We start from the raw sequence: 14,035 nt of genomic DNA on the forward strand, positions 1-14,035 counted from the left end.
AAACGCCGGTGCAGGATTCCGGTCCGGGATGGGTACCGCTGCTGTTTCCCGGGCATGAGGTATCAGAAATTTCCGTAGACCACCGCTTCATAGGGCTTCAGGGAAAGGCCTGCCTGACCCGGCACGGCCGGATCGGCGTAATTACCGAAAACGGCTCGGAATCCTTTCAGTTCCATTCCGGCGCCGGGAATATCCAGCACAAGGGAATCCCTGGAAAGATTGCAGAAGATCCAGGCGGTATTGGCTCCCAGGCAGCGGCGGTACGCGTAGACGTTTTTTTCCGCAATTGCGATTGGTTCGAATGTTCCCGATGAAAGGACCGGATAGGTTTTCCGCATCCCGAGCAGCCGTTTATAGTAGACCAGAATGGAATCGACGTCCTGTTCCTCGTCCCGGACATTGGCTTTCGTACCCTGACCCAGGCCGATCCAGGGTGTCCCCCGGGTAAATCCTCCAAGGTCTGATCCGTCCCAGCGCATGGGCAGCCGGCCGTTGTCCCGGGATTTCTGCCGGAAAATACCGAGAATTTCCTCTTCCGTTTTGCCTTCGTTTTTCAGAATATCAAAGTGGTTTATGGTTTCCACATCCCGGTACTGGCCGATGCTTTTGAAGCCGCCGTTCATGGCCCCGATTTCTTCACCCTGATAAATAAAAGGAACCCCATTGAGAAAGTACATCAGAGTGGCAAGCATCTTGGCGGATTCCTTCCACAGCGGACCTTCGTCACCCAGCCGGGAAACAATCCGGGGCTGGTCATGGTTTGACCAGAAGAGGCTCATATTGCCGCCGCCCCGCTGCATGCCGGTCTGCCATTCATTCAGAGTGTTCCTGAGTTTATCCGTATCCGGCGTTCCGGGCTCCCATTTCCGGTCGTTGGTGTAATCGATCCGCAGGTGGTAAAACTGGAAGGCCGTGTTGAACTCATGGTTTTCCGGCCGGGTGTATTGGATACAGTTCCCGATATTGGTGGAACTCAGTTCCGCCACGGTAAGCATTTCCGGGTGGCGGCCGAAGGAATTCTCGTTGAGTTCCCGGATGTAGGCGTGAACATTCGGCCCGTCGGTATACAGATGCCTGCCGTCACCGCCAGGGGCATCCTCAAAAACAGCGGGCTTTGAAATGACGTTGATCACATCGAAACGGAAGCCGCCGGCACCTTTGCCGATCCAGAAGTTGACCACATCCTGGAGTTCCTTCCGGACCGCAGGGTTGTCCCAGTTGAGGTCCGCCTGTTCCCGGGCGTACAGATGGAGGTAAAACAGATCCAGGCCGGGTACGTATTCCCAGGCGCTGCCCCCGAATTTGCTGTTCCAGTTTGTCGGAGGCTGTCCGTTTTTTCCTTTGCGGAAAATATAGTAGTTCAGGTATTTTTCGTCCCCCGCAAGGGCCTTCTGAAACCACTCATGGGCTGTGGATGTATGGTTGATAACCATGTCCATCATGATCTTGAGACCCCGTTTTTCCGCTTCCGCTACAAGCCGTTCGAAGTCTTCCATTGTGCCGAAGACCGGTTCAATGGCGCGGTAATCCGCGATATCGTAGCCGTTGTCCTTTTGGGGTGATTTGAGAAAGGGTGTGAGCCATACGTAATCAACCCCGAGGCTTGCAATATAATCCAGTTTCTCAATTACCCCGGGCAGGTCGCCGAAGCCGTCGCCGCCGGAATCCCGGAACGACCGGACATACACCTGATATACCGCCGTGGTGCCCAGATTTTTCATAGATATGATCCTTGCTGTGTGAGTTTTAAAAATCCGTCCGGAGTTTTTTTTGTAATCCCGGAGGTCCGGCCCCGTATTCCGGGACCGGATTTCCGGCGGGTTACTGCGCCGCCGCCCGGGCGGTGGCAATTACCTGGGCGTATTTGTTGAGGGTCGTCCGGACATCCCTGCGGTCCAGGAGGATTTCCTTGCAGGCGTCGTTGACAGCCTGGGAAGCCGTTGCCCAGTAGGGCACGTTGGGCAGGGGTTCCGCCACGGCCAGGGCCTTGACGGTGACATCGAAGTAGGGCTTCTGCCACGCTTCCACATTGCCGTACACGTCGTTCCTGAAGGACGGCCAGCCGTTCTGCTTCATGAGGATTTCCTGGACTTCCCGGCTCTGCAGGTACTTGATGAATTCAATAGCCAGATCCTTGTTGGGGGAACCCACGGGAATACCGAGCATTTCTCCGCCCAGGGTCTTAACGTAGGACACCGGGCCCCGGAGCCCTTCATTGGCTTTGATCTCGGTCTTCCCGCCGTCCTTGACGATGATGTTAACACCGAAGGGCCAGTTGGGAGCGTAGTACACTTCCTCTTTCGCTATAAAGCCGTTGGTGGAGCTGAAAGATGCGTTGAGGGTGCTTTCCGAAAGGTAGGGCCACAGTTCCTGGAGGAAGGTGAATGCACGGATACTGCCTTCGTCGTTCAGTATCAGGGGATCGCCGCCGGCGCCCCGGATGAACTCCGCCGCTTCGATAATGTCACCGGACATCTTCATCTTCAGCAGCACCCGGTTGATCCCTTCTTTTTCCCTGAAGGCTTTAGCCACCGCCAGCAGGCTGTCCCAATCCGTGGGAGGGGTCAGACCGTACTGGCTGAACTTCGCTTCATTATAATAATTGATTTCAACATTCGGACGGTAAGGGAGAAAGTACGTTTTCTCCCCGAATTTTCCCGCCGCCGCGAGCCGGCCCACGGATTCCGCGGGGATGATGGAGACGTATTCGGAAAGATCCTCCACCAGACCGCCGTATACCAGGGCCGCGGTATTGTTCACGTCCTGGGCCAGCAGGTCGATTTCCATTTTTCCCGCTCCATGCATGGCCTGCAGTTTCTTGACCACGTCCGCTGCTTCCACCTGGATCGCCTTGACCGTGGCGTTGTGCTGCTTTTCGAAGGGGGCGATTACATGCTGGCGCATGACTGCCCATTCTTCTTCGCTCAGCGCCATGGTTACGTTCAGGATCCGCTGTTCCCCGGATGTTCCGCTGCTTTTTCCTGAACAGCCCGCGAATGTCAGGGCAATCAGAACCATACAGATCAGCATCAGCAGGCTGTTATTAAAAAGCCTTTTCATTTTCAATTCCTCCAAAAAATATAGGTTCCGGAAACCCCGCCGGGCCCGGTTGCATACAAATCAGCCTTTTACCGCGCCGCTCAGGTAATCGGATTTCAGATACCGCTGCAGCACAAAGGTAATGATCATTACCGGAATGGCCAGAATGGTGGCGTAGGCCGCCTGCTGGAAGAAGCCGCCCCGCTGCACATAGTAGTAGACACTCAGGGGCAGGGTCTTTGTGGTCAGGGACAGGTACAGCGCGTAGGTAAACTCATTCCAGGAATTGAGCCACACGTACATTGCGGCGGTGGCAATGCCCTGCATGGCCACGGGAAACACGATCCGCATCAGGGTCTGCATTCGGTTGCATCCGTCAATGGACGCGGCTTCCTCAAGATCCCGGGGGATGGCTGAAAAGGTGGAAACGAGGATCCACGCCATAAAGGGGATCTGCTGAATGAGATGGGCCAGGACCAGGCCGGTGTTGGTGTCCAGGAGATTCCATTTTAAAAAGGTGATGGAAATGGGCAGGGCGATGCCCACGGTGGGGAACATTTTCGTAAAGAACAGCACCATAATAAAGCCGTACTTTACCTTCGGGGACAGACGGGAAATAGCGTACGCGCCGGGGGCCACGACGAGGATCGAAAAGAACATGGTGGAAAAGGCTACCACCAGACTCTTGTAAAGGGCCGGCCAGAGATTTCCCGAGGTAATGACATTGGTCCAGTGGCGCAGGGTAAATGAATGGGGAAGCAGGGTCGGATGCTGGGTCAGGACTTCCCAGGGTTCGGCAAAGGAAACCTTTACGATAATGTAGACCGGAGCGATCATCACAAAACAGATTGCCGCGATAAGAAGGGTAAGCCCGGTTCTGGCCAGTATTCTTTTAGCCATTGCTGAATCCTTCGCCCCTGTCGATGAACTTTAGATAGAGCAGGGCAAATACCAGGATGATCACCAGAAGCACCGTGGACGCCGCCCCGGAGGCGTTGGTATTGTTCAGGGCGTATTCCTCATAGGCGTAGGTGGCGATAAAGGGAATCCGCCGCCCCACGAGAATCTGGGGGAGTTCAAAAATCCGGAAGGCGTCCACCGCCCGGAACAGCACCGACATGGTGATCGTCGATTTCAGCAGGGGCAGGGTGATGAACCGGAAGGCCTTGGCCTCGGTGGTACCGTCAATTTTCCCCGCCTCGTACAGTTCGTCGGGGATGGATTCAAGCCCCGCCAGGAGCAGCAGTACCATGGTGGGAAGCACCTTCCAGGTATCCGCCACGATAATGACCAGAAGACTCCGCAGTCCGCCGCTGGTCCAGTTTATGGGAACAGTAATCAGCCCAAGCCGGAACAGTATTTCGTTCAGATAACCGGAGGTCCCGAAAATATAGAGTGCGATGATACCCGATACCAGTGTAGGGATACCCATGGGGGTCAGCACAATGGCCCGGACAATACCTTTTCCCCGGAACTTCTTTTTCAGCACCAGGGCGATGATTAATCCGAGGCAGAGCTGGAATGCCAGGCTGACCAGGGCAACGAAGATGGTATTGAATATGGAATTGGTAAAATCCGGCCGGTTGAACAGGTATTGATAGGTCTGCAGCCCCCACTTGCCGGTAGTTCCATCCTGGAAGCCAAGAAGTATCGACTGGAAAATCGGCACAATGGTCATGCCCAGGATATACACGGACATGGGAAGCAGAAGCAGGATTTCCATAACCGGGATCTTTTTTTTAAGCGGCATACAGTTCCCCTCGTACTATACGTACAAATTACTCTGAAATGATAACCTGTACGTATAGGTTCAGTCAAGAAAAAACGAGGTTCTTTTTGTTAAGATTACTGATTTTCGCTATTTTCCCGGCTGAAGCGCGGGGAGATACGGATCAGGGTACATGGTTCCCCAGTTGCCCCGGCGGTCGGCGGCATCGGCTTTTCCGTAAAAAACCGCTTCGTTTCCCCGGTCCTCCGGAACCCACCGGCGGGAGAGAGTACTCTTCAGCAGGGCTAGGAAATCACCGCGGTGTATCTCCATCCCGCCGAGGCTCCGCAGATGCTGGGTGGGAACCTGGCAGTCGATAAAGGCGACCCCATCTGAAAAAAGAAGTCTGGCCAGGGGGAGAAACGCGGCTTTCGATGCGTTGGGCATTTTTGCAAACATGGATTCGCCGAAGAAAACATCTCCCAGCCGTATACCGTAGCAGCCGCCGGCAAGTTCCCCGTCATGGTAGGTTTCCGCCGAATGGGCCCATCCCAGGCGGTGCAGCCTGCAGTAGGCGCTGATCATGTCATCGGTTATCCAGGTACCGTCCTGGCCGGGCCGGGCCGCGGCGGCGCAGTTTCGGATAACCCCTTCAAAATCCCGGTCCAGGACAAATTCAAATTCACTTTTTTTTAAAAGACGGTTCATGGATTTTGAGATATGCAGATTCTCAGGGAAAATTACGAACCGCGGGTCCGGGGAGTGCCACAGTACCGGATCTTCCGGGTTATACCAGGGAAAAATTCCCTGTTCATAGGCCGAAAGCAGCATCCCCGGGGAGAGGTTTCCCCCCAGGGCAACGATACCGTCCCCGTCCTTTCCGGGAACGGGGAAGGTATAGCGCTGATATTCGTCCAGTACCGGAAAATCCGGATCAGGGCCAGGTCTTATCCGGCCCCGCATATCAGGACAGCACCTCTATGCGGTATTCACCGTCCACCCAGTCCGCCCGGGCTTTGCCGCCTTCGCTGAGCCTCCCGAAGAGCACTTCGTCTACGAAAAAGGCCTTGATTTTATCTTCAATAAGCCTTCCCACGTTGCGGGCGCCGAATTCCCGGCTGTAGCCTTCCTGGGCCAGCTGGTTGGTAGCGGCATCGGTTACTTCCAGGGTGACCTTTTTTTCGGCCAGCTGGTTTTTGAACGCCTCCAGTTCTTTGGATACAATGGAAACCATGATATCCTGGGAAAGATGGCCGAACCGTACCACACCGTCCAGGCGGTTCCTGAATTCCGGGGTGAATATTTTTTCCACGGCGCTGTCCACTTCGGACTCGCCGGTGGTCCGTTCCCCGAATCCTATAAGCTGTTTGCCGATATCCCGGGCGCCGGCGTTGCTGGTCATGATGAACACTACGTTTCTGAAATCCGCTTTCCGGCCGTTGTTGTCCGTCAGGGTGGCGTAGTCCATGATCTGCAGCAGTATGTTGTATATATCGGGATGGGCCTTTTCGATCTCATCCAGGAGCACCACGGCGTGGGGCTGCTTGCGGACCGCTTCGGTAAGGAGGCCGCCCTCTTCGTAACCCACGTATCCCGGCGGGGACCCGATGAGCCTGCTGACGGTGTGCCGTTCCTGGTATTCGCTCATATCGAAGCGGTGCATGGAAACACCCAGTATGTCCGCCAGACTCCGGGCAAGCTCGGTCTTTCCGACCCCGGTGGGGCCCACAAAGAGGAAATTCGCCACGGGTTTGTTCTCCGCACGGAATCCCGCCCGGGAACGTTTGACCGCGTTAACCACGGCGTCCACCGCCGCGTCCTGGCCGAATATCCGGGCCCTGAGTTTCGGTTCGAGGCTGCGGAGCTTGTCTTTTTCACTTTCTCCCACTGACCGCTCGGGTATCCGGGCGATCCGTGAGACCACGGTCTCGATCTGAGGCAAACCGATTTCGATTACCTGCACATCACCGGTTCCGGCGGAAACGGTTCCGGCGGAAACGGTTTCGGCCGCGGCCTTTTCGGTTTGATCTTCCCGGTCCAGTACTTCCGCGGCGGCGCCGCCGTTTTCTTCAGCCTCACGGTCATTCCCGTTTGCGGCGCTCTCCTTGAAGGCCTGTATCCGGGCAAAGGCTCCGGCTTCGTCGATAACGTCAATGGCCTTGTCCGGCAGCCGGCGTTCGGTTATGAACTGCGCGGACAGCCGTACCGCGCCTTCCAGGGCATCATCGGTATAGCGGACCTTATGGTAATCCTCGTATTTGTGTTTCAGGCCCTTCAGAATGGCAATGGCATCGGATTCAACCGGTTCCGGAATGTCGATTTTCTGGAACCGCCGGGAGAGCGCCCGGTCCTTGTCAAAGAATTTTCCGTATTCCTCGTGGGTGGTGGAACCGATGCACCGGATCTTGCCGGAAGTAAGGGCCGGCTTTAGCAGATTGGACGCGTCCAGGGAACCGCCGGAAACCGAACCGGCGCCCACCAGGGTATGGATTTCATCAATAAACAGGATGGCCCGTTCTTTTTTGAGAATTTCCTCGATAACCCGCTTGATCCGTTCCTCAAAGTCGCCGCGGTATTTCGTACCCGCCACCAAGGCTCCCATATCGAGGGAATAAATCAGAAAATCCTTAAGCACCGGGGGGACTTCTCCGGCCACAATGCGCTGGGCCAGTCCTTCGGTGATGGCGGTTTTCCCGACTCCGGAATCACCCACGTGGACGGGGTTGTTTTTGAGACGGCGGCACAGTACCTGTATGGTCCGTTCAAGCTCGAGTTCCCTGCCGATAACCGGCTCAAGCTGGCCGTCCCGGGCAAGGGCGGTAAGCTCCGTGGCGTACCGCTCCAGGGCGCTCCGCTTGCTGGTCTTTCCTTTCTGTCCCTGGTCCGGAGGAGCGTCTCCGGCTGGATCCTCCGGCTGCTGTCCGCTGTCGTCTTCCCCGAAGGATTCCTGGTCTTCTTTTGTATAGTCGTAATCGGGGTCATCGGGATTTTCGGTCCCGTGGGAAATTACTTCCAGGAGTTCCAGGCGTTTAATACCCACCTTTCTGAGGTAATAGGCACAGTAATTGCGTTCTTCATCGTAGAGCGATACCAGAATATCCGCCACATCCAGGGATTCCTTATGCGAGGACTGGCTCTGGAGCACCGCCCGTTCAAGCACACTCTGGAAACCCACGGTCTGAGTTGGTTCGGTGTTTTCCAGGACCGGTACTTTCTGCTCAAAGTAATTTTCCATACCGAGCTTAAGCTGGTCCAGGTTGGCGCCGCAGGCGGTGATAATTTCCTGTACCTCATCAAAAGCAAGGGCCGCGTACAGAATGTGTTCGGGGGTCAGGTATTCGTGGTTCCGGACCTTTGCCTCATTGTACGCCGCGTTTATTATAGCCTGCACATGGCGGCTTATTTTCATACTCATAAACTCCTCTGGGGATACTATACCCCTCACGTAGTAAATTTACAAAAAAATGACAAATAAAACAAATTCTTCTCTCCTGCGGCCGGAGAAAGCGGGTTTAGACCTTTTCTACCAGGCAGCGGAGGGGGAATTCGTTCTGCCGGGCAAGGCTGTGGACCTGATCAGCCTTGGTAAGGGCAATATCATAGGTGTAAATTCCCACCATTCCCCGGCCTTTCAGGTGGACATCCAGCATAATTCTGGTGGCGTCTTCCAGGGATTTATGGAATATATGCATAAGAACTTCAACCACAAAATCCATGGTTGTGTAATCATCGTTAAGCAGAATTACCCGGAATTCTTCTGGTTCCTTAAGCTGTTCTTCAATTTTTGAAGCTAGTTGTGTTCCGTTCCCCATGTTTTCCGGCATATATAAAACCTCTGAAGCGGCGATAATGTTACAAGTATAGGTTCCTTTCTATAATACTCAAAAAACCGCAACAAAACAATGGTATGGGGGAGCACCGGGTCTGACAAGCCGGAAAGCACCCGGCGTTGCCGTTCCGGCCCGGGTGCTTTCCGGCTCAACCGGCCCGGTGCTGCCCCGTCAGGGAGGGCTGCTCCCCCTCACTGCAGCCCCGCTTCGCGTGGCTTCCGTTACCCCCACTTCTGGTCACTAGGTGAGGGTAACAATCCCCGGATAGCGCTTTACCCCTAACAGAAAAATCTGCCCATACCGATTCTTCCCTCCTCAACAGAAAAATCCCCAACACCGAGTACCCCCGGGGAGGGCGCAAAGAAGCATGGAGCCGTACCGGTAACGAGGGGTGTCGTATGAAAAGAAATACCGCTCTGCGGGATTTTTTTCATACGACGGGCCCCCCGGACCCGTTATCCCCCATGCTTCTTTGCGCGGTTCTTGCCATACCGGGGTTGGGTCTTTATACTGCACCTAATGCGGATTATTTCTTGGAATGTCAACGGAATCAGGGCTGCGGAAAAGAAGGGTTTTCCGGCCTGGATACGGGATGAGGACGCGGATATTGTCTGCCTCCAGGAAACAAAGGCCCATCCGGGACAGCTTTCCCCGGATCTGCTGCGCCCTGCGGACGGTTCCGGGAAGCCCTATTATTCCTATTGGAGCAGCGCCAGGAAAAAAGGGTACTCCGGCGTGGCGGTATACAGCAAAACCGAACCAAAGGACGTACAGCCCCTGGGAATCCCGGAATTCGACGGCGAAGGACGGGTTCTGCGGGCCGATTTCGGGGAATTCGTGCTTATTACCGCGTATTTTCCCAATTCCCAGGAGGCAGGCGTCAGATTGGCGTACAAACTGGCTTTCTGTGATGCGATTTTAAAGCTCTGTGATTCCATAGCCGCGGAAAAACGGCATTTTGTCCTCTGCGGCGACTACAATATTGCCCATACGCCCATCGATCTCGCCCGGCCGGATGAAAATGAAGGCAGCGCGGGGTATCTGCCGGAAGAACGGGCCTGGATGGACCGGTTTACCGGAGCGGGGTATATTGATACCTTCAGGCATTTCCACCCCGGTGAGATCGGCCATTACAGCTGGTGGTCCTACCGTACCCGCGCCCGGGAGCGGAATGAGGGATGGAGAATCGATTACCACTGTGTTGACCCGGCGTTTCTGCCCCGGGTGCGGCGCGCGGTTATACGCCCCGATGTGGCGGGATCGGACCACTGCCCGGTGGAACTGGAATTGCTGTAAAACCTGTAATTAAGGAAATAGCGATGCGGATAAAGTACAATTCACCGACGGTTCTTACCTACGCGTTTCTGAGCGCCCTGGTGCTTATCCTCTCCCAGACGGTCCTGCCCAGCCTGACCCGGGACTGGTTTATGGTTCCCGGGAAGAATACCTTCTCTCCCTCAAGTTTCCGCAACTGGGTCTGTGTTTTTACCCATGTCGTCGGACACGCCAACTGGAATCACCTGATTTCAAACTTTTCCTTTATCCTTCTGATCGGCCCGATCCTGGAGGAAAATTACGGTTCCCTGTCGTTGATTTTCATGATCGCCGTTACCGCCGTGGTGACGGGGCTGCTTAACGCGTTTCTGTTCCCCACGGCCCTGCTGGGAGCCTCCGGGGTGGTGTTTATGATGATACTGCTGGCTTCGTTCACCAACTTCAACCACGGTGAAATCCCCCTGACCTTTATACTGGTGCTGTTCCTCTATCTCGGCAGGGAACTGTTTAATTCATTTTCCTCGAATAATATATCGGAATTTGCCCATATCGTGGGGGGCTTCTGCGGCAGCCTTTTCGGGTTTTTCCGGCCCGCCGCCCGCAAATACTGATCAGCGCCGGGATCCCTTTTGTTTTCCGTCCCGGCGGTATTTTCTTGCGTCCCCGGGATGGGTTTCCTATACTGTAGGTAAATAAAAAGGGGAACCAGTGGAAAAAATAAAATCCACCCTGCTGGAAGTACTGTACGGGGTCATCCCCATCGTGATACTGATTTCTATTCTCCAATTTACCATCGCCCGGCTGCCCTGGGATTATTACTTTGATTTTTTGGCGGGAACCGTTTTTCTGGTGGTGGGGCTTACCATGTTTCTCATCGGCCTTGAAATAGGGTTTATTCCCTTCGGGGAATCTTTCGGGTCTTCCCTGGTTAAAAGCGGAAAGATGCGCATTATTCTGCTCTTCGGATTCATCATCGGTGTGGTGGTAACCCTTCCCGAACCCGATGTCCAGGTCCTTGCCGCCCAGGCGGATGCGTATCTGGATACGGTCAGCAAGCCTGCGCTTATCCTGGGCATCGCCCTGGGGGTGGGGCTCTTTGTTGCCCTGGCGCTGTTCCGGATTTTCAAGGGGATTGAGGTCAAATACATTCTCACCGCCGGATACGGAATCGTCTTTATCCTCCTTATATTCTGTCCTCCGGAATTCGCGAGTCTTGCCTTTGACGCCGGCGGGGTCACCACCGGCTCGCTGACGGTTCCCTTCATCATGTCCATGGGGGTTGGTGTGGCTTCGGTAACCTCCAAGGGCAGTTCCTCGGCCAATAATTTCGGTATTCTCGCCATCGCGTCTTTGGGACCGGTGATTACCCTTCTGGCCATGGGGGTGCTTAACCGATGATGCAGCGGCTTTTTGCGGGCTACACCGCCGTACTGGAGGAAACCTCCCTTGCCCTGGCGCCGGTGCTCCTGATTTTTACGGTGTACCATATTTTTTATCTCAAAGTTACCCGGCGGTATTTCGTGAAGATCTTCCTCGGGGTGGTGATCGCCTTTGCCGGGCTTACCCTGTTTCTGCAGGGGGTCAATATCGGCTATATACCCGTGGGCGCCGCCCTGGGGGAACTGCTGGCGGATCTTCCTTACCGCTGGATATTGGTGCCTATCGGGTTTTTCCTGGGGTTTTCCGTTACCACCGCGGAACCTTCGGTGCATGTGCTGGTTCAGGAAATCGATAAAGTAACCGCCGGGGCCATTCCCAAGCGGATAATGTTCTTCGCGCTGTGTATCGGGGTTGCGGTGGCCATTGCCCTGGCGATGGTAAAAATCCTGGCGGGGCTGTCCCTGTGGTACTTTCTGATACCCGGGTATGTCCTGGCCCTCATTTTGAGCTACATCGTCCCCCCGGTATTTACCGCCATAGCTTTTGATTCCGGGGGTGTCGCCACCGGGACCATGACGGCTACTTTTCTGCTTTCCCTGGCGATCGGCGCGGCGAGCCGTATCGAGAACGCCAATCCCCTGACCGACGGTTTCGGCATAATCGCCCTGGTGGCGGTCATGCCCATCCTGACGGTTCTCGGGCTGGGTTTGCTATACCGGTTTAAGGAACGGAAATCCCGGAAAAACGCTTCGGCAGCCGCGGATATTGACAGAATAACGGTACCCCCTGCGGGGACCGGGAAATGAAAGTTTTTTTGACAGGACGGGGCCATGAAAGTTTGTGAAGGTACATTCGATCTGATCGTAAGTATAGTTAAAAAAGGCGACGCCGAAGTTCTGATGGAACACGCGAAGAAAGCCGGCGCCGAAGGCGGAACCATCCTCAACGGCAGGGGGACGGGAATTCATGAGGGCATGAAGATTTTCGGTGTCGCGTTCCAGCCGGAACGGGAGGTGATTCTCATTCTGGCCGAGAGATGCCATTCCGACGCGGTCTTTAAGGCGATTTACACTGCGGGAAAGCTCGATGTATCCGGAAATGGCATAAGTTTTATGGTGGATGTATCGAAGGTTGCGGGAATTGTGCATCTGCCTGCGGTTGATTTTTCCGGCGGCGGCGAAACCTAGCAGTCCGGAAATAAAACTCGTTTATATTTATTTAGTTTATTTCTTCTGCTGTTTTCTGGGGCCCGATGAAAATAATTTTCTTCCCTAACAACAATTTTTAGTGATCTATATGTACTCCGTGAAAAATATTTTCTTGACGGGTGGGGGAAGCTCTGCTACCATAAATAGTGATTTTAATGCTGAAAACGCAAAAGGAGTAACAGTGATGAAAAAGGGTCTGTTGGTAGTAATGGTTCTCATCCTGACCGCCGGTCTGCTGTTTGCAGGGGGATCCGGGGACAGCGGGAACAAGGTTCAGCTCACATTCAGTTCCTGGAGAACCGAAGACGTGGCTGTATACGAAGAACTGATCGGTATGTTCCAGAAGCAGAATCCCGATATTTCCGTTACATACCGGTCGTATAAGACCGAAGAATACCAGACCGTGCTGGCCACCAACTTCAAAGGCGGTTCCGCGGCGGATGTTATCCACCTCCGGGCGTACGGCAATTTCGAACAGTTCGCCCAGCCGGGCTATCTGATGCCTCTTACCGAAGAAATTATCCCCGAACTGAAAGTTTTCAGCAAGCAGTCCCTGGGGGGCAGCACCAGTATCCACGACAATAAAGTCTACGGCGTTCCCTATGCCAGTATGTCTATTGTTATTTACTACAACAAGGCTATTTACGACAAACTCGGACTCAAGGTTCCCGAAACCTGGAATGAGTTTATCGCCAACCTCGAGAAATGCAAAAGCGCCGGCATCACCGGCCTGGCCAACGGAACCTACGCCGGATGGGCTTCGGAAGTTGCCTGGGGATCGGTTGCCCCCAATGTATACGGCGGGAACGATTTTTATGACGCCCTTATTGCCGGCCGGACGAACTTCCTGGATCCCCGGTTTATCGCGTCCCTGGATACCTTCGCGGGCCTGTCCAAATACATGCCCAGCGGATTTACCGGTCTCGATTACGTGGAACAGCAGATGCTCTTTATCAACGATATGGCGGCCCACTTCCTGGGCGGTACCTTTGAAGCCTCCTATTTCCAGGCCCAGAATCCTGACCTGAACTTTGACCTCTTTGTCTGCCCTCCCGCGAAAAAGGGCGATACCCAGTATATTTCGTCCTACATGGACGGTTCCTACGGTATCAACAACGCGTCACCCAACAAAGAAGCGGCTATCAAATTCGTGCGGTTCCTGGCTTCCAAGGAAGCCCAGCAGTTCCTCTGCGACAAACTCGGTGTCATCATGGAACACCCCGATACGGTTCCGTCTTCTCCTTTCCTCCGGAAGGTGGCGAACAATCCCGCTCTGACCCCGACTCCCTACGTATTCCTGGTGGGATTCCGGTATGAACAGCCCAGCGGTTCCGCCCTGATGCAGAGCGGCCTCCAGGCGCTGCTTGGCGGACAGGCCAACAGCAGAAAGGTCGCCGAAGATATTCAGACGGGGATTGCAATTTATTACAAACCCTTCCAGAAGTAAGCAGTCTCGTTTTATTAACCGGCGGACCGTTATACGGTCCGCCGGCCTCTTTCACCGGTCCGATTTGCTGCCCAGACCAAAATCTGACGCAGTGTGCTGCGGGTCATGATGGGGCTTGCCCCGCGGAGGCTCATTCCCCAGGAGAAGC

13 protein-coding genes are annotated in these 14,035 nt (G+C 54.7%); 6 read left to right on the plus strand and 7 right to left on the minus strand.

Annotated features, from left to right (window positions below; translation table 11 throughout):
- Positions 1-62 precede the first annotated feature (62 nt).
- From JFL75_RS03045 to clpS, 7 genes are all read right to left on the minus strand, one after another.
- Positions 63-1,721 (minus strand): alpha,alpha-phosphotrehalase, encoded by a 1,659-nt coding sequence (locus JFL75_RS03045; RefSeq protein ID WP_215625224.1) that lies wholly within the window; start codon positions 1,719-1,721, stop codon positions 63-65.
- Positions 1,722-1,821: 100 nt separating this feature from the next.
- Positions 1,822-3,060, minus strand: coding sequence for a sugar ABC transporter substrate-binding protein (locus tag JFL75_RS03050; RefSeq protein ID WP_215625225.1), 1,239 nt, complete (start codon positions 3,058-3,060; stop codon positions 1,822-1,824).
- A 60-nt stretch (positions 3,061-3,120) separates the two neighbouring features.
- Positions 3,121-3,939, minus strand: coding sequence for a carbohydrate ABC transporter permease (locus JFL75_RS03055; protein ID WP_215625226.1), 819 nt, complete (start codon positions 3,937-3,939; stop codon positions 3,121-3,123).
- Positions 3,932-4,789 carry a carbohydrate ABC transporter permease gene (locus JFL75_RS03060; RefSeq protein WP_215625227.1) on the minus strand — a complete coding sequence of 286 codons (858 nt, stop codon included), beginning with the start codon at positions 4,787-4,789 and terminating at the stop codon, positions 3,932-3,934. Before JFL75_RS03060 ends, JFL75_RS03055 begins: the two co-directional genes overlap by 8 nt.
- A gap of 108 nt (positions 4,790-4,897) precedes the next feature.
- A complete protein-coding gene (gene aat, locus JFL75_RS03065; protein WP_215625228.1) occupies positions 4,898-5,710 on the minus strand; it encodes a leucyl/phenylalanyl-tRNA--protein transferase in 813 nt (270 codons plus the stop codon).
- Between the two features lies 1 nt (position 5,711).
- Positions 5,712-8,162, minus strand: a complete 2,451-nt coding sequence (gene clpA, locus JFL75_RS03070; RefSeq protein WP_490337720.1) for an ATP-dependent Clp protease ATP-binding subunit ClpA — start codon at positions 8,160-8,162, stop codon at positions 5,712-5,714.
- Positions 8,163-8,259: 97 nt separating this feature from the next.
- Positions 8,260-8,571 (minus strand): ATP-dependent Clp protease adapter ClpS, encoded by a 312-nt coding sequence (gene clpS, locus JFL75_RS03075; RefSeq protein ID WP_215625230.1) that lies wholly within the window; start codon positions 8,569-8,571, stop codon positions 8,260-8,262.
- Between the two features lie 525 nt (positions 8,572-9,096).
- On the opposite strand from clpS, the gene JFL75_RS03080 reads away from it, so the two are divergent.
- The 6 genes from JFL75_RS03080 (at position 9,097) to JFL75_RS03105 (ending at position 13,887) form a co-directional block, all read left to right on the plus strand.
- The gene (locus tag JFL75_RS03080) at positions 9,097-9,873 is read left to right on the plus strand and encodes an exodeoxyribonuclease III (RefSeq protein WP_215625231.1); all 777 of its coding nucleotides are present in this window, start codon (positions 9,097-9,099) and stop codon (positions 9,871-9,873) included.
- Between the two features lie 23 nt (positions 9,874-9,896).
- Positions 9,897-10,463 (plus strand): rhomboid family intramembrane serine protease, encoded by a 567-nt coding sequence (locus tag JFL75_RS03085; protein ID WP_215625232.1) that lies wholly within the window; start codon positions 9,897-9,899, stop codon positions 10,461-10,463.
- A gap of 97 nt (positions 10,464-10,560) precedes the next feature.
- A complete protein-coding gene (locus tag JFL75_RS03090; RefSeq protein WP_215625233.1) occupies positions 10,561-11,250 on the plus strand; it encodes a DUF1538 domain-containing protein in 690 nt (229 codons plus the stop codon).
- Positions 11,247-12,038 (plus strand): DUF1538 domain-containing protein, encoded by a 792-nt coding sequence (locus JFL75_RS03095; protein ID WP_215625234.1) that lies wholly within the window; start codon positions 11,247-11,249, stop codon positions 12,036-12,038. The genes JFL75_RS03090 and JFL75_RS03095 overlap by 4 nt, the downstream gene beginning before the upstream one ends.
- A 24-nt stretch (positions 12,039-12,062) precedes the next feature.
- Positions 12,063-12,419 carry a P-II family nitrogen regulator gene (locus JFL75_RS03100; protein WP_215625235.1) on the plus strand — a complete coding sequence of 119 codons (357 nt, stop codon included), beginning with the start codon at positions 12,063-12,065 and terminating at the stop codon, positions 12,417-12,419.
- Between the two features lie 205 nt (positions 12,420-12,624).
- Positions 12,625-13,887, plus strand: a complete 1,263-nt coding sequence (locus JFL75_RS03105) for an ABC transporter substrate-binding protein (RefSeq protein WP_215625236.1) — start codon at positions 12,625-12,627, stop codon at positions 13,885-13,887.
- Positions 13,888-14,035: the final 148 nt, after the last annotated feature.

This window comes from Breznakiella homolactica (assembly GCF_016616095.2).
Lineage (GTDB): Bacteria > Spirochaetota > Spirochaetia > Treponematales > Breznakiellaceae > Breznakiella > Breznakiella homolactica.